The 23245-nt window shown below is 33.4% G+C and carries 24 protein-coding genes; 12 read left to right on the top strand and 12 right to left on the bottom strand.

Annotated elements, in window-relative coordinates:
• Positions 1-51 precede the first annotated feature (51 nt).
• Complete coding sequence (locus ACSVDA_RS16700; protein ID WP_485884542.1) at positions 52-573, top strand: YfiT family bacillithiol transferase; 522 nt, start codon at positions 52-54, stop codon at positions 571-573.
• Between the two features lie 215 nt (positions 574-788).
• On the opposite strand, the gene ACSVDA_RS16695 is transcribed toward ACSVDA_RS16700, so the two are convergent.
• Positions 789-2240, bottom strand: a complete 1452-nt coding sequence (locus ACSVDA_RS16695) for a SulP family inorganic anion transporter (protein WP_485884541.1) — start codon at positions 2238-2240, stop codon at positions 789-791.
• Positions 2241-3047: 807 nt separating this feature from the next.
• Positions 3048-3269, bottom strand: coding sequence for an alpha/beta-type small acid-soluble spore protein (locus ACSVDA_RS16690; protein WP_214483391.1), 222 nt, complete (start codon positions 3267-3269; stop codon positions 3048-3050).
• Positions 3270-3572: 303 nt separating this feature from the next.
• Here ACSVDA_RS16690 and ACSVDA_RS16685 point away from each other — a divergent pair, with 303 nt between their 5' ends.
• A complete protein-coding gene (locus tag ACSVDA_RS16685; protein ID WP_485884540.1) occupies positions 3573-3833 on the top strand; it encodes a hypothetical protein in 261 nt (86 codons plus the stop codon).
• A 205-nt stretch (positions 3834-4038) separates the two neighbouring features.
• On the opposite strand, the gene ACSVDA_RS16680 is transcribed toward ACSVDA_RS16685, so the two are convergent.
• The 7 genes from ACSVDA_RS16680 to ACSVDA_RS16650 form a co-directional block, all read right to left on the bottom strand.
• Positions 4039-5139, bottom strand: coding sequence for an ABC transporter ATP-binding protein (locus ACSVDA_RS16680; protein WP_485884539.1), 1101 nt, complete (start codon positions 5137-5139; stop codon positions 4039-4041).
• A 385-nt stretch (positions 5140-5524) separates the two neighbouring features.
• A complete protein-coding gene (locus ACSVDA_RS16675; RefSeq protein ID WP_485884538.1) occupies positions 5525-6421 on the bottom strand; it encodes a PucR family transcriptional regulator in 897 nt (298 codons plus the stop codon).
• 151 nt (positions 6422-6572) lie between these two features.
• Positions 6573-6758 (bottom strand): hypothetical protein, encoded by a 186-nt coding sequence (locus tag ACSVDA_RS16670; RefSeq protein WP_214483395.1) that lies wholly within the window; start codon positions 6756-6758, stop codon positions 6573-6575.
• 84 nt (positions 6759-6842) lie between these two features.
• Positions 6843-8039 (bottom strand): YheC/YheD family endospore coat-associated protein, encoded by a 1197-nt coding sequence (locus ACSVDA_RS16665; RefSeq protein ID WP_485884537.1) that lies wholly within the window; start codon positions 8037-8039, stop codon positions 6843-6845.
• A complete protein-coding gene (locus ACSVDA_RS16660; RefSeq protein WP_485884536.1) occupies positions 8036-9391 on the bottom strand; it encodes a YheC/YheD family endospore coat-associated protein in 1356 nt (451 codons plus the stop codon). The genes ACSVDA_RS16665 and ACSVDA_RS16660 overlap by 4 nt, the downstream gene beginning before the upstream one ends.
• 450 nt (positions 9392-9841) lie before the next feature.
• Positions 9842-10915, bottom strand: a complete 1074-nt coding sequence (locus ACSVDA_RS16655; protein WP_485884535.1) for a YheC/YheD family endospore coat-associated protein — start codon at positions 10913-10915, stop codon at positions 9842-9844.
• A gap of 1 nt (position 10916) precedes the next feature.
• Positions 10917-12299 (bottom strand): YheC/YheD family endospore coat-associated protein, encoded by a 1383-nt coding sequence (locus tag ACSVDA_RS16650; protein WP_485884534.1) that lies wholly within the window; start codon positions 12297-12299, stop codon positions 10917-10919.
• Between the two features lie 128 nt (positions 12300-12427).
• Between ACSVDA_RS16650 and ACSVDA_RS16645 the strand changes: the two genes are divergently transcribed.
• Positions 12428-13540 carry a DUF445 domain-containing protein gene (locus tag ACSVDA_RS16645; protein WP_485884533.1) on the top strand — a complete coding sequence of 371 codons (1113 nt, stop codon included), beginning with the start codon at positions 12428-12430 and terminating at the stop codon, positions 13538-13540.
• 183 nt (positions 13541-13723) lie between these two features.
• Positions 13724-14077, top strand: a complete 354-nt coding sequence (locus tag ACSVDA_RS16640; RefSeq protein ID WP_214483400.1) for a YlbF/YmcA family competence regulator — start codon at positions 13724-13726, stop codon at positions 14075-14077.
• 541 nt (positions 14078-14618) lie between these two features.
• Here the strand turns inward: ACSVDA_RS16640 and ACSVDA_RS16635 are convergent.
• Together ACSVDA_RS16635 and ACSVDA_RS16630 are read right to left on the bottom strand one after the other, a co-directional pair.
• Complete coding sequence (locus ACSVDA_RS16635; protein WP_485884532.1) at positions 14619-14756, bottom strand: hypothetical protein; 138 nt, start codon at positions 14754-14756, stop codon at positions 14619-14621.
• Positions 14757-15378: 622 nt separating this feature from the next.
• Complete coding sequence (locus tag ACSVDA_RS16630; protein WP_485884531.1) at positions 15379-15813, bottom strand: Rrf2 family transcriptional regulator; 435 nt, start codon at positions 15811-15813, stop codon at positions 15379-15381.
• Between the two features lie 172 nt (positions 15814-15985).
• Here ACSVDA_RS16630 and ACSVDA_RS16625 point away from each other — a divergent pair, with 172 nt between their 5' ends.
• From ACSVDA_RS16625 to ACSVDA_RS16590, 8 genes are all read left to right on the top strand, one after another.
• A complete protein-coding gene (locus ACSVDA_RS16625) occupies positions 15986-16750 on the top strand; it encodes a nuclear transport factor 2 family protein (protein WP_485884530.1) in 765 nt (254 codons plus the stop codon).
• A 189-nt stretch (positions 16751-16939) separates the two neighbouring features.
• Positions 16940-17527 (top strand): NAD(P)H-dependent oxidoreductase, encoded by a 588-nt coding sequence (locus ACSVDA_RS16620; RefSeq protein ID WP_320208327.1) that lies wholly within the window; start codon positions 16940-16942, stop codon positions 17525-17527.
• A 323-nt stretch (positions 17528-17850) separates the two neighbouring features.
• Positions 17851-18573 carry a DUF421 domain-containing protein gene (locus ACSVDA_RS16615; RefSeq protein WP_485884529.1) on the top strand — a complete coding sequence of 241 codons (723 nt, stop codon included), beginning with the start codon at positions 17851-17853 and terminating at the stop codon, positions 18571-18573.
• A gap of 106 nt (positions 18574-18679) precedes the next feature.
• Complete coding sequence (locus ACSVDA_RS16610; protein WP_485884528.1) at positions 18680-19285, top strand: HAD family hydrolase; 606 nt, start codon at positions 18680-18682, stop codon at positions 19283-19285.
• Between the two features lie 342 nt (positions 19286-19627).
• Positions 19628-20488, top strand: a complete 861-nt coding sequence (locus tag ACSVDA_RS16605; protein WP_485884527.1) for an arylamine N-acetyltransferase — start codon at positions 19628-19630, stop codon at positions 20486-20488.
• Positions 20489-20545: 57 nt separating this feature from the next.
• On the top strand, positions 20546-20719 hold the full coding sequence (locus ACSVDA_RS16600; RefSeq protein WP_485884526.1) for a hypothetical protein: 174 nt from the start codon (positions 20546-20548) through the stop codon (positions 20717-20719).
• Positions 20720-21344: 625 nt separating this feature from the next.
• Positions 21345-21986, top strand: coding sequence for a pyridoxamine 5'-phosphate oxidase family protein (locus ACSVDA_RS16595; protein WP_485884525.1), 642 nt, complete (start codon positions 21345-21347; stop codon positions 21984-21986).
• Positions 21987-22060: 74 nt separating this feature from the next.
• On the top strand, positions 22061-22933 hold the full coding sequence (locus ACSVDA_RS16590) for a phosphotransferase family protein (RefSeq protein ID WP_485884524.1): 873 nt from the start codon (positions 22061-22063) through the stop codon (positions 22931-22933).
• 190 nt (positions 22934-23123) lie between these two features.
• On the opposite strand, the gene ACSVDA_RS16585 is transcribed toward ACSVDA_RS16590, so the two are convergent.
• Positions 23124-23231 carry a transposase gene (locus ACSVDA_RS16585; protein WP_485884576.1) on the bottom strand — a complete coding sequence of 36 codons (108 nt, stop codon included), beginning with the start codon at positions 23229-23231 and terminating at the stop codon, positions 23124-23126.
• Between the last annotated feature and the right edge of the window lie 14 nt (positions 23232-23245).

Here is a 23245-nt window from a genome sequence, read left to right as displayed (position 1 = left end):
AAATCCCGAAAAGAGCCTATAAAAATACTGAGTAACCTAGAGGAGGAACGTTTGGTGGATAAGAGATACCCAATTGGACATTTTGAATTTAATGGTGAAATTACTGCTGATGTGACTAATGATTGGATAAATGACATTGAAAAGCTACCTCAATTATTACGAGACTCTGTAAGCGGTCTAGATAATTATCAACTTGATACACCTTATCGAACAGGTGGATGGACCGTTAGGCAAGTAGTCCATCATCTTGCTGATAGCCATATGAATGCTTATATTCGTTTTAAGTTGGCTCTTACGGAAGATACTCCAGAAATCAGACCATATGAGGAAGGGAAATGGGCGGAGCTTCCTGATTCCAAATTGCCGATAGATATGTCATTATCACTGCTCGAAGCATTACATATACGCTGGACTAAACTACTTAGAAGTCTACATGCTGCTGATATGGAAAGGACATTTATCCATCCGGATTCAGGGGAAGTTACAGTCGGTAAGAATATAGGCATCTACGCTTGGCACGGTCGACATCATCTAGCACACATCACTTCGATATCAAGCCGAAAAGGATCATGAACGAATACTTGTGAATACGAATGTATGGTAAGGGGAGATGCTAGCTATTTATATGTTCACATAGTCATAATATGTGCAAATAATTTTATGGTGTTGAAGAGACAAAAGATGCTAAATTACGTAAAATAGAAGCAGTGTTGTTTATATTCAGTAAAGTTAAAATAAAAAGGAGTAACAAATTATAAGTTATTTGTTACTCCTTTTTTATCATTTAATTAATGCCCAGAGGAAGAAGATAATCCTACTTGATTCACAATTGTTTGGCTATCTTCATTTAGACCTGTAATTGTTATTTTTTTGTTTATGTTTTCATATTTTTGCTTTACCTTTGATATGGCAGTAACAGCTGAATGATCCCACACATGTGATGAACTAAAATCAATGACAATTTCATCAGGGTCAGCATGATAATCGAATAACTCTACGAAGTGAGCCATTGTACCAAAAAACATTTGTCCTTTAATATGGTATGTTTTTATACCGTCTTTAACGACTTCGTTTGATTTGATCTTTGCCATCTTCCAACCAAAGAATAAAGCACTTAATAATACGCCTGAAAATACACCCATTGCAAGGTCATGAGTCGTTACAACGATAGAGACAGTTGCTATTAAGACAACAGCATCAGGACGCGGGATTTTGGCAATCTCACGTAAGGATGTCCAATCAAATGTACCGATAGAAACCATGATCATAACACCTACAAGTGCACCCATTGGGATTTGTGTAACGATGTCGCCTAATACAATAATTAAAAATAGTAAAAACACACCTGCGACTAAAGAGGATAAGCGTCCACGACCACCTGAACGAACGTTAATGACTGATTGCCCTATCATAGCGCAGCCTGCCATTCCTCCAAAAAAGCCAGTTACAAAGTTTGCAAATCCCTGACCTTTTACTTCTCTATTTTTGTCACTTTTTGTTTCTGTCATCTCATCGACAATTGTTGCTGTTAATAATGATTCAATAATACCAACAAATGCTAATGGTAAAGAATAAGGTAAGATAATTAATAATGTTTCGAGTGTTAATGGGATATTTGGTAAATGGAACATAGGTAAAGATCTCGTAATTGCCCCCATATCACCAACTGTACGAACATCAAGGCTCAAAGTAATTGCCAAAATCGTCATGACGATAATCGCTACAAGTGGGGATGGGATTGCTTTTGTAAATCTCGGTAAAATATAGATAATTGCTAAAGATCCAGCAACCATCGCATACATCATCCACGTTTCTCCAACGAAGTGGGGTAGCTGAGCCATAAATATTAATATCGCTAATGCATTAACAAAGCCAATGATAACGGCCTGTGGAATAAATGTAATAAACCTGCCTATTTTCAAAATACCTAATATGAACTGTATAATTCCTGTTAATATCGTTGCAGCAAGTAAATATTCTAGGCCATGGTCTTTAACTAAATCGACCATCAATAAAGCCATTGCTCCTGTTGCCGCTGAAATCATTCCTGGTCGACCACCAAAAATAGAAATAAGCACAGCGATGCAGAAAGAGGCATATAAACCAACCATTGGATCAACACCAGCTATAATGGCAAAAGCAATCGCCTCAGGGATTAGGGCTAATGCTACTGTAATTCCAGCTAATATGTCACCTCTTACATTTGAAAACCATTGATTCTTTAAAGTTGCAGTATACAAATAATCACCTCTTTGTTTATATGAAATGGTTCGAAAAATCTAGAAAAAATGACTTGTGAAACAACTTAATAAAATGTACAAATCCCATGTTTATAATTGAAAATTAATGTTTTAGTAGGATTATTGTACACATGTATGTGCAAGTGTCATTTAAAGTCAACTTTTTTGCAGAGAATTAAGTCCACGATACAATGCAGCAAAGGTGTTTTTCGAAGGAGCTTCACTACGATGCTACATTTCGAGGCATGTCCTTATTGTTGAACTACTATAATTAAAAAAATTAAAGTAATGATGAGTTCTATATTAATAGGCCCTTTTCGAAATTTAATCTTGAAAATTTACTGTAAGATTAGTTTTTCCAAGCCTTATAAGATGAAAATAGCAAAGATACAGGATGCTAGTTTGTATCCGTGGTTATACTGTTTGCACAAAAAATATCAATTATCAGTTTAATAAAAACAATTAATTATGTGTACACTATAAATTTGACATTAATACACAAATAAACATTATACACATATTTATCAAAAACTCCAATATAGTTTTTATGTAGTGAAAACGCCTACATTAAATGATTGCTCTTAAATGCTTAGCTATATGTAGAAAACCACCAAATTACATTGCTATAAACAATATACTTTTCTGACTAAGATTTAAACACCTAACGACTACAGATTTTGGCATGTATTCACGTTAGTTTTTTGGTGAAATGGAAATAATAATTTATAAAATGTCCACCAAAAAAATAACAAAAAGGTCCCAAGATTATCTTGAGACCTTAGCCATGTTATTTAGTTTTGTTTGCTATTACGGTTGTTGGTGACCACCAAGTTGTGATTCAGCCATAGAAACTAATCTCTTGGTAATTTCTCCTCCAACTGATCCATTTGCTCTAGAAGTAGTGTCAGGACCTAAGTTTACACCGAATTCATTTGCAATTTCATATTTCATTTGATCTATTGCTTGTTGAGCACCGGCTACGACAAGTTGGTTTGACGACGAATTGTTTGCTTGTGGTTGATTTTGCATAATTTGTTTCATCTCCTCATCATAATTCTAATTTTGGTTGGGTAGGCTGGATTTGCACCAGCTGTATGGTCTTTAATCATATTCAGCGTCTATTGCTGAACATCATACATCCACATGCCTAACTTGGCTTTACCCAATAAATTAAATGTTTATCTAGTATTATGACGTATTTGAAAGATGATATTCATGAATTAGATTGGTAATGGTTGTTAGTAAACAATCATTACTTTTTCATGAAATGATACATTTATCCACCTTGTTATTAACAAACTAATTTTATGCGTATGTAAATGAGGTGGTTTAATGTTTATGTGCCCGCTTTGTAATGGGCTAGGAAATTTCTCGGTTAATTGTCCTGTATGTGGAGAAGGATCTGAAGATAGGGGAAAGGTAATGGACTATTATGATGATTACAGTCCTTACATGGAAATTGACCATTTAAAGAGAAATGACGGATATGGGACTACGTTAAGTAACCATGAATGTCCACACATTTTATTTTGTGCAACTTGCCAACATGAGTTTGTGAGCTTAATTAAAGAACAAGAAAATAATATCATTTGAATGTTACCTAATTTGAACAAATAGATGATAAGTTAAAGCAATTGGGAAGGCTATTGAAACGTGATTAGGTGTTAGTACAAAAAATACTGATTTTCCGAAAACAGCCATATAAAAAGAGCCTAACACTACAGTCATATTTGTCTTAAGGGCTAATCGCCATTATACAAATATTGTGTAGTGCTAGACCCTTTTCTATTGTGAGTACTTATCGAATACGTTCTTCTGTTTCATTGTCAAAGAAATGAGATTTGTTCATATCGAACGCAAATTCCACTACATCTCCGTGAGAGATTTTTGAGCGAGCATCAACACGTGCGATAAAGCTTTGGTTACCAAGCTGTGAATAGAGCATTGTTTCTGCACCCATAAGCTCAGCTACCTCGATTGTAGCTCTGAATTTTGTATTTGGTGATGATTCAAGGAATACGGGCTCATCATGAATATTTTCAGGACGAACACCTAAAGTTAACTCCTTGTTCACATACTTTTTATCACGTAATGTTTTCATCTTTCCTTCAGGTACTGAAATAGTATTGTTACCAATTTTGAAGTTACCATCTTCCTGTAATGTACCTTTAAAGAAGTTCATAGCAGGAGAACCAATGAATCCACCAACAAACATATTTTCAGGGTTTTCATATACTTCTGTAGGAGTACCAATTTGTTGAATAATACCATCTTTCATAACAACTAAGCGTGTAGCCATTGTCATTGCTTCTGTTTGGTCATGTGTTACGTAAATAGTTGTTGTTTGTAAGCGTTGGTGTAATTTTGTAATTTCTGAACGCATAGCAACACGTAACTTAGCATCTAAGTTTGAAAGTGGTTCGTCCATTAAGAAAACTTTTGCGTCTCGAACAATTGCACGTCCAAGTGCAACACGCTGACGTTGCCCCCCAGATAATGCTTTTGGCTTACGCTTTAAATATTCTTCTAATCCTAAAATTCTTGCAGCATCATTAACACGCTTTTCGATTTCAGCCTTAGGTGTTTTTCTAAGCTTAAGTCCAAATGCCATGTTGTCATAGACGTTCATATGTGGGTATAATGCATAGTTTTGGAACACCATCGCAATGTCTCGATCTTTTGGTGCTACATCATTCATTTTTTTATCACCAATATAAAAGTCACCAGAAGAGATTTCCTCAAGTCCAGCAATCATACGTAGTGTAGTTGACTTACCACATCCTGATGGTCCTACAAATACGATAAACTCTTTGTCCTTAATATGAAGGTTAAAGTCTTTAACTGCTGTTACTTCATTATCGTATTTTTTATAAATATGTTCTAATTTTAATTCAGCCATTGTTGTTGCCTCCTAGTAGGATTATTGTGAACGCTTTCTTAATATAGTAATAGTCTACATAATAATATATCTAATAGTAAATGTAAGGGTTGCACAAAAAAAGATAGTACGATTGTGCATGTTTCACAAAATGGTACATAAAACACCAAAAATCCTATGCTATCGTCACTTTATTGTAACAAGTTTCTAACATTGTTCTGTAAAATGATTAAGAGTTTGAATTGATCTTACTGTAATAGAGGATATAAGAAATTATTTAACATGAAAGCATAAATAGGTAACAAATACAGAGCTCAATAGCTTAACAACAAATAACCAACAAAATAGGGACAGTAAGTTGTAAATCCAACTTATATCGTCCCCATTAAACATTAGCATTATTACTTTAAAAATTAACATGTTTATAAACAATTGCTACATACGTCGTAAAAGCACCTTTGAAGCTTTTAATATCAATCCCTGTTTTTTCTATAAAACGATCTATTCTATATTGTAAGCTATTGCGGTGAATGAACAGTTTTTTTGATGCGAGGGAAATATTTAAGTTGCATTCAATAAACAACCTTATTGTTTGAAGTAATTCATCATCTTTTCCAATATTTGAAAATAAATTTTCTGCTACATGAGGCAAAATATTCTTTGATGGCTCATGTAAAAAGAGGATTGGAAAAACGTCTTCAAGCTTATATAACTTTTTATGTGAAAGTTTAGCTTTAGCCTGTTGAAAAAATACTTTTTCCTCGTGAAAATATTGTTTGATCTTCTCGGAGAATAGATGTACATGACCTACAAATAATTGGATGTTTATAAACAGATCACTAGCAATAATTTCAATAAATTCATGAAACTGAATTCTATCTTGCTTCGGCTCATAATATTCAATGATCGTACCCATTTGATTGCTTTCCCAAAGAATGAAAATTTTAGAGTAAAAAAGCTCTTTCATAGTATCTAGAAAGTCATCTTTATCGTATAAAGCTGTAGGGATGTAAAAGTGAATAAATCGTACTTGTGAATGCTGAATGTCTGATTCATTATGTACCTTATCGTTAAACAATACATTTCTCCAAAATACTTCTTCCTTTGATAAGGCTTCTTTATAGTTATGCACAGGTGTTAGCAGCAGTGCTAGTAGTTCTTTCTCTTTCTCTGTTACTGCGTTTTTAGCTATATAGATATCTGTTCCGTCTTTCGTTTCAAAACAATCATAATTATGTATGTTTGTTGTTGGTTTTTCTAGCATGACTGCTTCACCATATAATTGTTGCAATTTTTCAATCATCGTAACTCACCTTAATATGTATTTTTAGTTCAACATGATTTAGTAAAGTATATCACGCTATGAACGTGCATATCATCTATCATTATAACAGTAAACGACAGGTACGCTATGTACCTGTCGAGCATCTTTTTAGAGGTTTATTCAGTGACAATTATGTTATTTCATGTGGAGGTTCCTCTTCAATAACATCTCTCGCTTCTTCAATATTAGTACAATTGTAGCATGAATGAACTGAACCACCAGCCATTCCTTCGTTAATCATCCGATCAATATCGAAGTAAGCCTTGTCTCGTCCTTCATTTAGAAGGTCTTTTTTGTCAGTTCTTTCATCAGTCATCAATGAACACCTCCTATAGAAGTTACATTCATAGTTTGTGTAGAATTTAAAAAATTATTTTTAAGGGGGGGTTGATAAAATATTTCATGTAGGTGTTTTAAAGTCGGTGACTTCTTGAAATAGTTGGACGAGGTTGTTTATGCCATTTTTTTGTATAGGCTTTTCATCAAATACCATCGGTTTTGAATTGATTTCATAAATATACAACATACCTTCTTTCGATCTACCTATATCAATTGAAAATTCTCCAATAAACCCCATCTTTTTATTTAACGCTTGCCCACATTCATCAACTAAAGTAAATAGTTCATTTTTATTTATACGGTCTTGAATAGTTTCAAATGGAAGGAGCTTCCCTCCATTTGGTACGTGGGTAGTAACATCTTGTGTAATAGACTGTCTAACACCGATACCACTAATAATAAATTGTTTTGCTTGCTTATGGGCAAAAATACGCAAATCATACCGCTTTTGATCTATCTCATCTGAATCAATTGCTTGCTGAATAAGATAACTGCCGTTGAAAAGTATGGGGTAGGCATGTAAAAACATATTAATGCTCGAGAACTGTTCTGTTGTTTTTACATCTTCTACTTGGACCGTATCATTGTGCAGTATCGTAACCCTTTTAATACCTTCCCCTTTACAACCACGATTTGGCTTTATATAAACAACACCATAAGTGGATAACATGTCTAAGCACTGCTGGGGATTTTCTAGCTGTGAAGTTTCAGGTAAATATTTTTTAGTTATGTTATTTTCAGCTAGTGAGGAAAATACATCTTGTTTTAAGAAAAAGGAAGGGTTTACGATCGGTATTTTACGATCCTGAAAAAATTTTATTGCTTTAACATTTGCTCCTAATTGTTCATCCTCTTGAGAAGGTATACGGTTATATATGATATGTGGCAATGGAGCATGAATTTGTAACCACCCTTTTTTCTTCTTATAATATACGTAGCCTGTTATGCCATTACTACGTATACCTTCATAAGAGAAAACTACACATACTCCTCCAAGTGACTGTAACGCTTCTTGAATTTGTCGAAATATATGATGATTCCCAGAAAAAGCTTTTCCTTTTTTTGATGCACTGGTCATAATACCAATTAATGGTCCAATCATTGACCCTTTACATAGAACGGGGAAATGGATAAGGTGAGGTGATATTGCTTCTAAATAAGTAGTGAGCTGTTTGTTCTGACCGAAAAAGAAGGGGGTGTCCTTTGCAAAAGATTGATGCCACTCTTGAGAGCTTGGGTCATAATATAACTGTTTCATTGAAAGATAACCTCGGGCTCTAATATTGATTTTTCTGTTAAATAGATGGCAAATAACATAGACAGCTTCCTGCTTAACAAATCGTACTCATGTAGTTTAGGATGATTAAAAATTGCTCTTCCTGGCTTAGAATTTGCTTCAAATAACCAGATATTTAGCTCTTTATCAATCCCAATATCAAATCCAATTTCTCCAATTAAGCCTACTGTTCGAATTTCAATACTTTTACTAAGTGAGATAACAGCATCTGTTAAGCGGTCAATTATATCAGCTCTTTGTTCGTCATTTGGAAAAACTTCCTCAATTGTTTTGACCATTCCTCCATTTTTTAAATGGGTAGTAGCGCTCCCTTTCCCAGCAATTTTTGCAGCTATAACACTGACTTGCCAATTGCCTTCTCGATTTTTATTCGTATGGATACGAAAATCAACAGTTCTACCGTTAATTCTTAACAATGATATACCTTGTTGAACAATATATTGTTGAAGCTGGTTTTGTTTAAATAAGTGATTAATCATTGATTCTAGATTTGGAAATTTTTGAAGCCGATTTTTCGTAAATTTGTCTCTATATCGACAATAGTAACACTTCTCATCTTCAACATAAAAAAGTTGAAAGACACCATAACCAAGACTACCATTAATAGGCTTTAAATAAACATGTCGATATTTTTTTAGCAAATCATTTAATTGTGATAAGTCAGCATATCGTTCTGTTTCAGGAAGAAAATGTGAAATGGAATGATCGGTAATTAACTGCTCGTGAATACTCCATTTATTAAAGAATCCTGGATTATACCAAGGAATAGAATATTCTCTTTGTAGTCGTTCTTTAATATGTTTAAAGTAATGTTGATTTTCTGTTTTTCGATTTGGTAAACGATCGTATACAACGTTTGGGAGAGGGACCTCAAGTTGTTTCCATCCAGCATCTGTGTAAAAATATCCTGTTACCAATCCTTTCTCCCAGCATATATGATGAGCACCAAATACATAAGCGTAAGCTCCGATTGCTTCTTCTACAGCTAATAGCTTTGCAAAAAACAATGATCTATTCCCTATCGGGCGCAAATTTGACTCTGTAAAACCAGCTGTAAATATACCTATAAGCGGACCTACATATATTCTTTCCTCATCTGTGAAAAGATGAACTTTACTACATCGAGGTATATGCAATTGTTCATAGACATCTTTAGACATAATAACATCATGATCATTGTATGAATGTGATTGTATCGAGCATGCGCATGATATCGTTCCGAAGAAAATTTGTTCCATTGAAGGTTTGAATATCTCTTTAGGAATATATACAGTTTGACTGTGTTCATTTGTAACTGTTAAGGAATACTTCATGCTTATTCAGCTCCTACTAAATCGTCTTAATGATTGTTTCTTAATAAAAACGCTCTTTTCCTAAACTATGTTGCTTGTTTTCCTCTTAAAGTTGAGAATCTGATGAGTATGAAATGATTGTTCTAGTATTTATAGAAGAAAAGAAGCCCCGAACGTAAGTTAACTTCGTGTTTAGCTCTTTTTACGCAAAGTAACAAGTAATGCGAAAACAGCCTTTTGCAAGGCTCATTTCGTAAACTATGTTTTTTATTTACTCATATTTCAGAAATATTATCTAGGGAAGAAAAGATGCCAGGAAACTGTATTGTATATACGTGTTTATGTCTTAAATCAACAAAGGCCTAATAATTAGATAAAGGTGTAAAACGAAATAAATTTCTTTATACACTAGTATTCAAGTAACTAATACATCATGTAATTATTAATATAGGGTTTCCTGACTCTTTTCTTTTATGAAGTAGTCATATTCTTGGTAAGGTGTTTGCTATATAGGAGGGGGGCGGTAAAGAGCTCCAACTCTTTATTCGAATTAAGTTGAAAAATAACGCTTCTCCCAGGTTTAGAGTTCGTGTCAATTAGCCAAATTTTATTATCTTGATCAAGTCCAATATCAATTCCAAGCTCAAATAGTTCAGAAAATTGCCCCTCTAATATTTGTGGTACCCTATCGATAATCGTTTCTAATTCATCTTTAATAATGTTATTTGTTTTCGTAGAGAGAGCATCTAACCAATCTTCAAATGGAATGTACATACCCCCACCATGGATATTGGAAATTAAATCGTTTTGATGCCCCCTTCGAATACCACGTCCTCTTTCGATCCAATGACCTGTTTCATTTTTTTGTAGGAGAATGCGAATATCAAATGGGCGATGTTTTTCATCGTGAAGCGATAACAAAGGTTGCATAAGGTAGGATTGGACTGTTAGCAGTTTTGTTAACCATGACATAAATTCTGGCTTATGTTGAAATTGTTTTGTAATAACTTTTTCCTTACGATGGGTTTTTGCTTCAATATATTGATCTTTAACTGAAAGGCTTATAACGCCTCTTCCTTGTGAACCACTTTCAGGTTTTAGTAGTACTTGTTTTGTTTTTCTAAGGGATTGGATCACTTTATGCCGAGATGTAACCTTTTCAGTTTTTGGAATATAGTGAGAAAGGATAGGGTCATTGTTTAGAATTTTATAGATTTCCCATTTATTCGGTAAGCCATAGCCGAGGAAAATAGTGTTTGGCCTTGTCTTTAGCCAATTAACGATAGGTTTACTTTTCATTGAAATTTCATTTTGACTGTAAAAGCAACGGTCGTAAAGGACAGTCGGAATAGGAAATGTATCCTGCACCCACGTATTTGTTGTCAGATCAAATTTTTCTCCATGTACTAATTCAGTATTTGGATCAATTGATAATGGTGTAAGTCGATAAACTGTGATATTAAATGCTTCAGCATGCTTTGCAATTTCGGTTGCATAACCTCGTTCTTGATTTGGAAGAAGGGTTAAAAAACCAAATTGTTTCATGTTAATTCACTCCTTCGTTAAAAAAATTGGCTAAATTAAGACTATGATTGACAATTGCCTTCGCTGAAGGTCTAATTATATCTTTTTTTCGTTTTGGGTCATGATTTTTTGAAGGCTTAGTATTTATTTCGATAATCCATGGCTGCCCCATGTTATCTACTGCTAAATCAATACCTAACTCACCGTACAGGCCATCTGTTGCTTTACTTATGACAGAAGCGATTTCAATTGCTAACTCTTTCAGTAATTTATGAATATGTTTAGCAGTTGTTTGATCAAAGCTCTGTTGTAAACAGTCTGCAACACGTATGAATTCTCCTCCTTGATAAATATTCGATACGAATTGACCAACAGCAGAAACGCGTGCTACAGCGGACGTGATAGTCCATTCTGTAGGGTTTCTACAGTGACATAGAATGCGGAAATCAACTGGACGATTGTCAACAGTTAATAAATCTAACCCTTGCTGACCGACATATGCTTCTTTGATTAGCCGTGGTCTAAGTGATTTAAATAATGTAATAAATGAATCATATTTATGTTCTATTTCAGCAGTAAAGGTTGTGTAATCAAGTATAAATTCATGATCTTTTCTTTTTATTTGAAAAATTCTTTTGCCTTGACTGCCGTGAATAGGTTTTATGAAAACTGTATCAAATTTTGTTATTAAGTCTTGAATGTCTTGCTTATTTTGCAATAAAAGTGTCTCTGGAAGGTATGGTTGTAGATAATCTTCATTCGAAAGTATAGTATAAGCATCCCATTTATTAATATATCGGTCGTTAAAAAATGGTATATTTAATTCATCAAGTGCCTCTTTTACGTTTGAAAAAGTTGTTGATTGCTCGCTTTTTCGTGAATGTATTCGATTGTGCACAACATGAGGCAGCGGTACAGATGATTCAATCCAGTTGTTGTCTAAAGTGTTATATATCAAACCTTTCATTTGTTGTTTGCGGAAGGTTTTGGGTGACAAAGTGTAAAATAGTACACCTACTTTATGACAATATTGAGCAATCTCTTCGCAATATAATTGGAGTGAACCAAAAGTAAATTGATCATCATTCTTTTTAATTTCAGTTAATATTGCTATGAAGGGGCCAATCTCTAATTCATTCGATTGATGTATATGCTTTATTGAAGCAGTAAAAGGAATTGTAGGTAAATTAAGCTTATTTAGCAGTTGTGTGCTAAAATATAAATTTGGGTCTTTTTCCTCAATACGAACGATTTCTGCGGTATTGGTAAGCTTGTGACAAGTAATATTCATTGTCTCTTGACATTTTAATAGAGCAAAAATTCTTTTAGGCATTTGAATAATATCTGATTCTGTGGGTGTTTCAGTAATTATTGGAGAAATTTGAATTCTTAATGGCTTTGTCATCATAAGAAACCCCATTATTTCATTATTTTATATAGGCATACGCTGATATCGTATCGTATGATAATGTTATATATTTTGTGACGATGAAAGGTTGATGGATGTTGGAAAGTGTTTTAGTAATATTTATTATGATTTTGATCGGAGCAGCTATTGGTGGGATAACGAACTCCTTAGCAATTAGAATGTTGTTTCGTCCTTATCATCCGGTATATCTATTTGGAAAGCAGTTACCGTTTACTCCAGGCTTAATTCCAAAGCGAAGGGAAGAGTTAGCAAACCAGCTTGGAAGAATGGTAGTTGATCATCTGCTTACTCCAGAAAGCTTACGAAGGAAGTTATTAGATAACAACTTTCAAGAAGATGCAGTGAAGTGGGTTAAGGAAGAAGGAGACCGTTTATTTTCCTCAACTATAACAATAGAAGAATTAATTACAAAAATGGGTGTGGAAAACCCTTCATTAGTTGTTGAACATAAATTGTCTATGCTTGTAGAGAATAAATATATACAAATGATGAATGACAACGGAGAAAAGTCTATTCGAGAAGTCATACCGGCTGACTTACTAGCCAAGGCAAATGATAAGCTTCCTTTATTGACAGAATATATTATTTCGAAGGGTGTTGTTTTTTTCGAAAGCAGTGAAGGTAAAGACAGACTATCACGTATGATTGATGATTTTTTGGCTAGTCGAAGTGGTATGCTAGGAGGCATGCTACAGATGTTTCTTGGTAACGCAAGCTTAGTAGACAAGGTTCAACCAGAAATAATAAAATTTTTAAAGAATGACGGCACAACACAATTAGTTGTCAATATGTTAGAAAATGAATGGCTTAAGCTTCAAGAACGAAAAATAGGAGAGCTAGAAAAAGATATTCCTCGAGAAAAAATAATATCATTCTTAAAGCAAACTATTCATAAGCGCATAGCTGTGAACGTGTATATGGAGAAAGAGATCAATGAAGTATTAATGCCGTACAAAGATCGGATCCTCAATGACATGGTTCCAAAAATAGTTGAACTAGCTACCGGTTTTATAGCGAATCGAACAGAGAGAATGATGGAGCGATTGCATTTAGCAGATATAGTACGTACACAAGTAGAATCATTTCCTGTAGAGCGGTTAGAAGAAATGGTATTATCCATTTCACGAAGAGAATTTAAAATGATCACGTATTTAGGGGCATTACTTGGTGGTATGATTGGTTTAATTCAAGCTTTTATTGTATTATTTATTAAGTAATTATACAAAATGGATATAAGGAATACTTAATTCAAGTTTATATTGGATAATTGCAAGCACTGATGCATAACATCTAGTATGGATTTTGCATATTCATAGTTAAGAAGGAATGTGTTCATCATACTTTGAATGTTTGTTATAGTGTAAGAATTCGCATCGTAAAAAAAACTAGGAGGCTATTTAATGTCAAATAATTTATATGATGTTGCTTACGAATTAGAGAAAGCAATTCGCAATAGTGAGGATTTTAAGCAATTACAACAGCTCTATAATGAAGTAAACAATGATGCTTCAGCTAAGCGTATGTTTGATAACTTCCGTGAAGTTCAGCTAATGCTACAACAAAAGCAAATGATGGGTGAAGATATTTCTGACGAAGAGGTAGAGAAGGCTCAACAGTCAGCTGCTTTAATCCAACAACATACGACCATCTCAAAGCTCATGGAAGCTGAACAAAGAATGAGCATGGTTATTAGCGAGCTTTCCAAAATAATGATGAACCCACTAGAAGAGTTATACGGTAATATGGAGCAATAAAATCATTAACAGTGAAACAGGGATGCATAAGCTGCATCTCTGTTTTTGATTGTTATAAAATGGGGTGTAGTTACGGTATGGGGACTTGCTAATTGAAATATTGAGTTACAATTCAATTCCTAAAAAAAAGCTGTTTTCGCATTGATTGTTGTTTTCGTATTCAGAATTAAACACGTACACAAATAGAGTTCGAGGCATCTTTTCTTCTGTACAACAATGACTAACAAAAAAATCACTTTTTATAGTACTAATTTGATAACAATAGCAACAATGTTTACGAAAAAAGCAATAAAAAACAGCCCACAATAGGCTGTTTACGTAATAATTGTTATTCAATGAAATAAACTCGGTATAACTAAAGGTTCATGGCATTTTCTTCTTTAAAAGGCCGTTTTTTAGCTAAGAATAAATACTTACACTACTAGAACGCGTGGCATCTTTCCTTCTGTAAACCGATGACAAACGTATAAAACCATGTTTTACGCTCCTAATTTGATACAAATAGCAACAAAATTTCGGTAAGAGATTTTGAACAACTTTATTAAATAATCAAATAACGTTTAGGGGAAGCACTATCCTTCATCAACACTTCTTGCTTTCTTTCTTCAATTTTCTTATATATATCTATATTAATTTTATTTTTTCGTTGGCGTCTAACGATTCCTTTTAACACTGTCATCACCCTTTACTTTTGATACTTTAAGTATAAGCCGATGCGATATTTTTTAAACCGACCGTTAGATTGTTTTTCTCTCATCCTTAAGACTGAAGGGTCATCATCCCAATGCTCCATAAGTATAAGTTATTTTATGTATCAGAACTGTTGATAAACACAAATAAATTAAGTCTATATACTCAATCATAGAAATGAAATCATGCTGAAAATATTTTATTGAAGCTATCCTTTATTAGAGGTCGGTAAACATGAGTAGTACTTTAAGAAGGTGAGTCCATGTTGTCCGGATATACAACTACAGTAAAAGATGAGAATTTGTATAGTTTGTGACTGCCCAGTTGTCACTGATAAATTTTACGGGCTGGTGGTATAGCGGCGGGGCAAACATGTGTTATTTATAGTGGATAAAGCGTTGGGTTCACTGAAGCTGTTAATGTAGTAAGTGAGTATTGGAATCAAAGAAAATTTCTATTTTAAGCAACAATAGATCAATTAAAGCTCTACAACAATTAACTACTAGACTATCTCCAAAAGTGAGAGGTGCATAAATGTGCACCTCGCTGTTTACTCATTTCACATAGATGACATGTGTTGATAGGTAATGAAAAATTATATTTTACAAGAGTTAGTTATCCGTTTCCTTTTGAAGAATATCATTAACAACATCTTCGATCGTTACACTTCCTAAAGCTTTTTCTAAAGCTAATTGGGCGACTGAAAAAAGGGGAGCAATAGTATCCTGAATGTTTCTTCCCACTGGACAAGCTGGATTTGGATTTTCATGAACACTAAATAATTCTTTTTCTTGAACGACATTAACGGCCTTATAAACGTCTAGTAAAGTAATATGAGATAAATCTCTAGCAAGGTCAGCTCCCGCTATACCTGGTTGAACTTTGACCAAATCTGCTTTTTTTAGCATCCCCATAATCTTTCGGATGACTGCAGGATTAGTGTTTACACTTCCTGCTATATATTCTGAAGTGCTAACACCCTCTTTGTTTATTTCGATGAGAGCTAGTATATGAATTCCAACAGCAAAACGACTGCTTATGGACATTGTAGTCACCTTCCTCATAAATATATTATTTTCAGAATAAAGTTGTAACTAATTATATTACAAGTACTTATTATAACTTAAAAATTTAAAAAGTGTTGACAAATATACTAATTGTAATTAATATAGTTACATGTAATCAATATAGTTACAATTAACTTTAGGAGGCTTTATAATGACAACGAATAAAGAAAAAGTAATTCAAGTCTTAACTAGTCTTGAAAATGGAGATTCAACTGCTATTCAAGAATTTATAAATCCACATAAATACATCCAACATAATTTAACTTTTCCAAATGGTAGAGAAGTCATGTTAGGGGCATTAAGTGACCTTAAAGCAGCTGGCACAAAGGTTAATATACAGAGAGTCCTTGTGGACGGTGACTTTGTTGTCACTCATACAGATTATGACTTCTTCGGGCCGAAAGTAGGATTTGATATTTTCCGTTTTGAAAACGGTCAGATCGTTGAACATTGGGATAACTTACAGCAAAAGGTAGATAAAACACCAAGTGGACATACAATGCTAGATGGTCCGATTGACATTCAGGATGAGGATAAAACAGCAGAAAACAAAGAATTAGTTAAAAGCTTTGTTTCGGATATATTAATGGGTAATAATTTGGAAAAACTGACCTCCTACTTTGAGGGTGATCACTATATTCAACATAATCCAGCAATTGCTGATGGCCTTTCTGGCTTGGCTATTGCACTTGAAGATATGGCAAAACAAGGTATTGAAATGATCTATGATAAAATTCATATGGTTATTGGACAAGGTAATTTTGTATTAACAGTTAGTGAAGGAACATTTGCAGGTGCTCACACCTCTTTCTATGATTTATTCAGAGTAGAAAATGGTAAGGTTGCTGAGCATTGGGATGTAATGGAGACAATTATTCCTGAAGAGGAGCGTAAAAACAATAACGACAAGTTCTAAATGAACATCATTCCCAGTTCATAAATTGTTATTCATAACCATTAACTTTATTTGAAAAACAGTAAAGGAAATCTGTTGAACATTCAATATAAATGAATATATATAAATATCTATTTATTGTTTAACAATTCATTAATTTGGGCAACAATATAAACCGAATAAGAAGCAATTATAAAAGGAGAGATTTTTTTGAAGCACTTAGTTATTTATGCACACCCAAATCCACAAAGCTTTAATCATGCTATACTCGAAACAGTCGTAGGTAGACTAGAAGATCAAGGAAATGAAGTCGTTGTTCGCGATTTATACGCTTTAAATTTTGAACCAGTGTTAAGTGGGAATGATTTTGCTGCTTTTCAATCTGGTAATACACCAAATGATATTCAGACTGAGCAGGAACATGTAAAGTGGGCGGATGTTATTACATTGATTTACCCAATTTGGTGGACTGGACTTCCAGCTATTCTAAAAGGATATATAGATCGAGTTTTTGCCTACGGTTTTGCTTATGCTGTGAATGAACAAGGAGGATACGAAAAACTGCTAGCAGGGAAAAAAGCAGTAGTATTAAACACGATTGGTCATCCAGAGGATTATTATGAACAAATTGGTATGATTGGAGCAATGAAGCAAACAACAGATAATGGTATTTTTGATTTTGTTGGTATTGAAACACTTGAGCATAAGTTTTTTGGTTCTGTTCCATCAGTTGATGATAATACTAGAAAGCAAATGCTCGTAGATGTAGAACACATTATTGCTAGATTATTCGGATAAAATACGATTTAAATATAAATGGTCTTACTATAGATGTGAAACTTATCTATAGTAAGACTTTTTGTTTATCATTTTTTGATCAGAAGCCTCCCGTTTCTGTCAAGGTCGTGAGGTTTTTTGAGTATTGGATAGTTCAATTCTTAAGCCATGATAGTACTTAATGATAGTAATCATAAGCTTAGATCATATGTGACGAATATGTAGGTCGAGCAATCTAAGGTTATTGGCTGCTAATCAAGGGCAACATTTTTATACTTTACTGGATAATTTGTCCCTTAATATGGAAAGGATAACGATAGTAAGGGATGTGAGGTGAGTATATTGTGGAAGTTTGGGAGGATTCTTTAAAAGTAATTATACGTATTATTACGATTCTTCCGTTAATGCTTGCTCTAGGACTTTTTATGGGGAAGCGATCAATAGGTGAGTTGCCAGTGTTTGATTTTCTTGTAGTAATCGTTTTTGGAGCTGTAGTTGGGGCAGATATTGCAGATCCAGAGATTGATCATATCCATACAGTGGTTGCGATGATTACAATCGCGATTCTTCAAAAAGCTATCGTGCTTGTTAAGTTGAAAAATAGAAAGATTGGCAAGCTGTTGACCTTTGAACCGACTATTGTTATATACAATGGTGAATTTCTCATGAAAAATATGAAAAAGATCCAATACTCAATCGATAACATATTACAAATGCTACGTGGAAAAGATGTATTTCATGTTGAAGATGTTGAAATTGCCATTGTTGAAGCAGATGGTAATTTATCTGTTAAAAAGATTCCGATGAAGGAATTAATTACGAACGAGGATTTCGGTCTACATAAAAATGGACAAAATTATGAAATACCTGTTATTTTAGACGGTGAAATTCAATTAGATTTATTGAAATGGCTAAAAAAAGATGAAGCATGGTTAAGGACAAAATTATTAGCTGAGAATATTACGGATCTAAATACTATATTTTATTGTTCATTATCTCAAAATGATAAGCTCCAATTTTCCCTTAAAGTTGATGAACAAACAAATATCCCTCCAATTGACCATTAATAAAAGTTAACCTTTTCTTCTTATTATAGAAAAATGAAGGATTACATGTTATAAAAATTATATGAATACTTAATGTGGTCAAATATGAGAGGAGTTACATAGTAAATTGTCTAATCAAAAGCAACTAGTTCTTGATATTGGAGGGGTTCTTGCTACAAATTTATCACCGTTTTTTTGGGAAGAGCTATCTACAACATCAAAGATACATTATGACAAACTAATAGAATATAAAAATAGTGTACGTACTGGGCTTTGGACTGGGAAAATAACAGAGGACCAATTTTGGTCAGGTCTGTCCATGAAACACCCTTCAATTGAAAAAGGAGTAGCAAAGCCTATGCTGTTATCTCATTTGAAATTACTCCCTGCTGTACACCATGTTGCTAAATGGAGTCAGTTTGCTGACATTCATATACTAAGTAATCATCGTATGGAGTGGATTGAGCCAATTTTAAAGGAAATACAAAATGATGTTAAAAGCATTACAGTATCTAGTGAAGTCGGTTATTGTAAGCCTCATAAAGCCATATATACAACCATTCAGACAAAGCTAGACAGTGAAAAAGAAACGTTGTTTGTAGACGATCAAGAGCAAAACTTTGTAGAGGCTCGTACACTTGGATGGAGAACTTTGCTTGCAGACGAACAAGGAAGTTGGATAAATCAAATAATGCCACTATTATTGTCAGCAAAATTTAGTTTAGGGACGTAATTGTACAGCAATCCTTAATGATTCATTTAACAATTATAAAGGCTAACATAGTAGCTCCATCATCTTATCTTGCCACTATTTTAATTTGATGGAGCAGTTTTCTTAAAACCTCGTAACACATCTCCTCAATTTTAGCTCACTTAACAGTCATTCAAAAGTTGTAGAGACATATCATTCTTACTCCTCATGAGATATTGTAGAACCCTTTTGTACAATGGAATTAAGCTAAATGAATGAGAAGTTAATACTGAACATAGTATTATTGAGTCATAAAAGGTGTTTCATTCATATTTTTAACCTGAGTCACTTAGTATGCAAAAATCAATTTAGGAGCTGTTATGAATGAATCAACAACAACTACCAAACTGGGCATGTAGATATTTGGAACGATTAAATTTGACACCACCTAGCACAGCTTCATATGAATTTTTAGAGCTGTTTTCAAAAAGGCATCTTTCTTTTTTACCTTTTGAAAATGTTAGTAAATTAATTTATTCTACTAGGAATAATTCAAATGGTTATTTTATTCCTTCTGTTGAACAATATGTTGATAATCTATTTAAATATGATTTTGGTGGAACGTGTTTTGTACTTAATCCGTACGCTTTACAACTGTTAACACTATTAGGGTATGACTGTTATCATGTAAGGTTAGGAGAGAGTCATATAGCGATTTTAGTACAATTACCAGACTTTCCTGATGAAAGACTATATTTGGATTTTGGATCAGCAGCACCTATTATGAAGCCAGTCCGATTTGAAAACATGCAAAATTCTTCATCATTTGGTGCAGATGACATTCAACTCATACCAGATGATGAACAACAAGGTTATTACAGATTTACACGTTTTCGTCATGGGAAATTTGTCAATAACCACTGGTCATTTAATCCTAACATACGTAGTAAAGTAGGAGATTTTGATGAAGCGATTCACAAATCATATTCCAAAGATGCTATTTTTATGACTCGACTTCGAGTAAATCTGTTTCAATTTGACAAAGGACGTACACTTTCATTAATCAACAATAAATTAACAATTACAACGCTGGATGATAAAGAAATAGTACGGAAGCTAAAGGATATTGAGGAAGTTGAGAGCATAATTTCTGAAGAGTTTATGTTACCAAAATTGCCAGTTAGGAAGGCTATCAATTTATTAAGAGATTTAGGTACAGATATATTTCACGTAGAAAACAGTTAAGAGCTACTAAATAATATTTAAAGTAGCTAGAATTGATGTTACTTAATGTTCGTTTAGATGCCAAGATCGATATTTACACAGTCAGTTTGGACAATCAACTGTGTAAATTCGCAAGTAAATGTGCCAGTATGGACAGTAAACCGTAAAATTTGGCAAGTAAATGTAGGAGTTTGGACAGTAAACCGTGTAAATGGGCAAGTAAATGTAGGAGTTTGGACAGAAACCGTGTAAATCAGTCAGTAAAAACCTAAGAGTTAGAAATATTAATAGTAAGTTGCTTTAATGTAATATTTAAATAGGAAATATTTCGATATGATTATGCATGTTTGCAAACATATTTATTAACTTTATCCAAAGAGTTGACAAACTCTATTACAATCCTTAGGAATTACGCATTAAGTGATTTTTAAAATAGCATTCACATAGGCTTTTTTCGTAAAATTTGTTGCTATTTTTACTAAAAATATACATTATGAAGAGTTTTATGAAACCTCAATAATTGTAAAAGTAGAAAAGACGAGGCTTTATACGTGCTAAACTACAGAATGAAAAGCAACAATCAATGAGAAAACAGTCTTCATTTAAGATAGTTCGCTTAACATATAGCGAACTATTTTTGTAAGTAAATAGAAAAATAATATTTTTAGTGAGGGTCACTAGTGTTAGTTTTAAGTAAAGGCTCTTTTTTATATGCAAAATTAGAACTGCATAGGCATGAATTTCTTTGTTCTATAATTGATATAAGTTACTGTCTAATCTTGGTTTGCTATAAATGAATGTGCTAAAAGCCTTGATGAACTTTTAATTTTATTGGTGTATGATGGATCTATATTCCAATTTTTAAAGATGTGATTGAATGAGTAAAAAATATCAAGAGATTATTTCTACAAGAGAAGAATTCGAATCTTTTCAACAGTTCGTAGGCAAGCCAAGCCCAAGAGCTGCTAATAAAGTTATTTCATTTATCGACAGCCATTGTAGAGACTTTATTGATAAATCCCCATTTTTATCAATGGCAACTTCTAATTCAGAAGGACAATGTGACGTTTCACCAAGAGGAGATTCCCCAGGTTTTGTATCTGTTCTGGATGATCATCACTTGTTTATTCCTGAACGACCAGGAAATCGAAGAATGGACTCTGCTAATAATATAATCACAAATCCAAATATAGGACTCTTATTTTTTATACCTGGATTAGGGGAGACGTTAAGAATAAACGGAAAAGCGTATATTTGTCGTGATCCTGAACTATTAGAAAATAGTAAAGTAAATGGACGTGCTCCGTTATTTGGAATTTTAGTAGAAGTGCAGGAGTGCTATGCGCATTGTGCAAAAGCCTTTATTCGATCAAATTTATGGAATCCCGAATCATGGTATGCTAAAGAGACACTTCCATCGGTTCCACAAATGTTGGTAGCTCACTCGAAGATACCAAATGCAACTTCTGAACAAGTAGCAAAAGAGTTACAAGAGGGCTATAAAAGTAGGCTCTATTGAATATATCTTGCTAAATAAACAATATGGCACATTTCTTAGATAAGGATCGGAGATAGGTAAGGTGATTAAATATTTTGATTAGTAATAGTTTGAAATGTCATTTAGAAGAAAAATACGGTGCATTTACACCTATTCCTTTAACTGGTGGATATACGAATGAAGTTTTTTTATTAAAAGGTACTAACCCTCCCATAGTTATTAAAATGGGTAAGATATTAAATAAAGATTTTTTTAATGAAGTGAAGTGTTTGGAATTAACTAGAGAAACAGACTTAACTCCGAGGTTATATGAATTGTTGGAAACAGATGAAACTACATATACAGTAATGGAATATCGACAAGGTGACAATGCGCAATCAATTCTCGATCAAAGTAATGTAACGATATCTGAGAATATTTATATTGAATTAGGAAAAACACTCGCAAAACATATACATTCCTTCAAATACGATTTTAATTCTTATGGAATAAGAGAAAGCACTGCTAATGAACTTAATCTAAATCTAGCATTTGTACCTGAAAGTCTTATTAACAAATCTAAAGAACTATTAAATAACATGAATGACTCAAAGGATGAGTGGGTATTGACTCATGGAGATTATGGAATACATAACGTATTATACGATTCAGGCAAAGTACATACTGTTTTAGATTGGGAGTGGTCAGAATGGGGAAACCCTTTATCTGACTTAGCATGGGTATGTTGGTTCACTAAGCTACATTATCCTAAGCATGCGAATGTATTAAACAATCATTTTATTAAGGAATATTTAAGATTCAATCCTATTCACTTATCCTCTAACACATTACAAAGTTATTGTGTTAATAAAGTATGGAAAGTCTTAAATAGGGTACGTCATGAACCATTAGTAGTCCAAGAAGAGTGGTGTAAACGTCTAGCATGGACCTTGGATACAGATATTTTTGATTTTATGGACGGCATATAATAATGCACACTAATCTATATTCTGAAATTGAGTTGATCTCACGCTCACATAGTAAATGGCAACGCATTCCCCTTCAAAATCTATTTGATTTAGTGGGGGTTAGTCGCTAAAGTCTTCATTCACCTTGTTCTTCAATGTATTTTTTTATTATGTCAATGGTAGCTCCTCCTGTAGTTAAAACCATATAACTTCAGTTCCAAAAATAAGGTTTCCAATAGTATTTCGAAAGTTCCTTTTGGAACTCTTTTCTTATATATCTTGATGTTACAGTTTTATAGCTATTTATCGTATTAGCCAAGTTTATTTGTGGTG

This window comes from Cytobacillus sp. Hm23 (assembly GCF_051842895.1).
In the GTDB taxonomy this organism is placed as follows: domain Bacteria; phylum Bacillota; class Bacilli; order Bacillales; family SM2101; genus Nanhaiella.
Note: the sequence above shows the minus strand (reverse complement) of the source record. Positions and strands in the feature narration are given on the sequence as shown.

Bases quoted from the DNA above. Each gene is read 5' to 3' on its own strand.
- ACSVDA_RS16640 (WP_214483400.1), top strand. From the start codon at position 13,724: ATGTCAAATAATTTATATGATGTTGCTTACGAATTAGAGAAAGCAATT.
- ACSVDA_RS16625 (WP_485884530.1), top strand. From the start codon at position 15,986: ATGACAACGAATAAAGAAAAAGTAATTCAAGTCTTAACTAGTCTTGAA.
- ACSVDA_RS16650 (WP_485884534.1), bottom strand. From the start codon at position 12,299: ATGACAAAGCCATTAAGAATTCAAATTTCTCCAATAATTACTGAAACA.
- ACSVDA_RS16655 (WP_485884535.1), bottom strand. From the start codon at position 10,915: ATGAAACAATTTGGTTTTTTAACCCTTCTTCCAAATCAAGAACGAGGT.
- ACSVDA_RS16630 (WP_485884531.1), bottom strand. From the start codon at position 15,813: ATGTCCATAAGCAGTCGTTTTGCTGTTGGAATTCATATACTAGCTCTC.
- ACSVDA_RS16595 (WP_485884525.1), top strand. From the start codon at position 21,345: ATGAGTAAAAAATATCAAGAGATTATTTCTACAAGAGAAGAATTCGAA.
- ACSVDA_RS16645 (WP_485884533.1), top strand. From the start codon at position 12,428: ATGATTTTGATCGGAGCAGCTATTGGTGGGATAACGAACTCCTTAGCA.
- ACSVDA_RS16660 (WP_485884536.1), bottom strand. From the start codon at position 9,391: ATGAAGTATTCCTTAACAGTTACAAATGAACACAGTCAAACTGTATAT.
- ACSVDA_RS16680 (WP_485884539.1), bottom strand. From the start codon at position 5,139: ATGGCTGAATTAAAATTAGAACATATTTATAAAAAATACGATAATGAA.
- ACSVDA_RS16635 (WP_485884532.1), bottom strand. From the start codon at position 14,756: ATGACAGTGTTAAAAGGAATCGTTAGACGCCAACGAAAAAATAAAATT.
- ACSVDA_RS16675 (WP_485884538.1), bottom strand. From the start codon at position 6,421: ATGATTGAAAAATTGCAACAATTATATGGTGAAGCAGTCATGCTAGAA.
- ACSVDA_RS16685 (WP_485884540.1), top strand. From the start codon at position 3,573: ATGTTTATGTGCCCGCTTTGTAATGGGCTAGGAAATTTCTCGGTTAAT.
- ACSVDA_RS16690 (WP_214483391.1), bottom strand. From the start codon at position 3,269: ATGCAAAATCAACCACAAGCAAACAATTCGTCGTCAAACCAACTTGTC.
- ACSVDA_RS16665 (WP_485884537.1), bottom strand. From the start codon at position 8,039: ATGAAACAGTTATATTATGACCCAAGCTCTCAAGAGTGGCATCAATCT.
- ACSVDA_RS16600 (WP_485884526.1), top strand. From the start codon at position 20,546: ATGCCAAGATCGATATTTACACAGTCAGTTTGGACAATCAACTGTGTA.
- ACSVDA_RS16670 (WP_214483395.1), bottom strand. From the start codon at position 6,758: ATGACTGATGAAAGAACTGACAAAAAAGACCTTCTAAATGAAGGACGA.
- ACSVDA_RS16605 (WP_485884527.1), top strand. From the start codon at position 19,628: ATGAATCAACAACAACTACCAAACTGGGCATGTAGATATTTGGAACGA.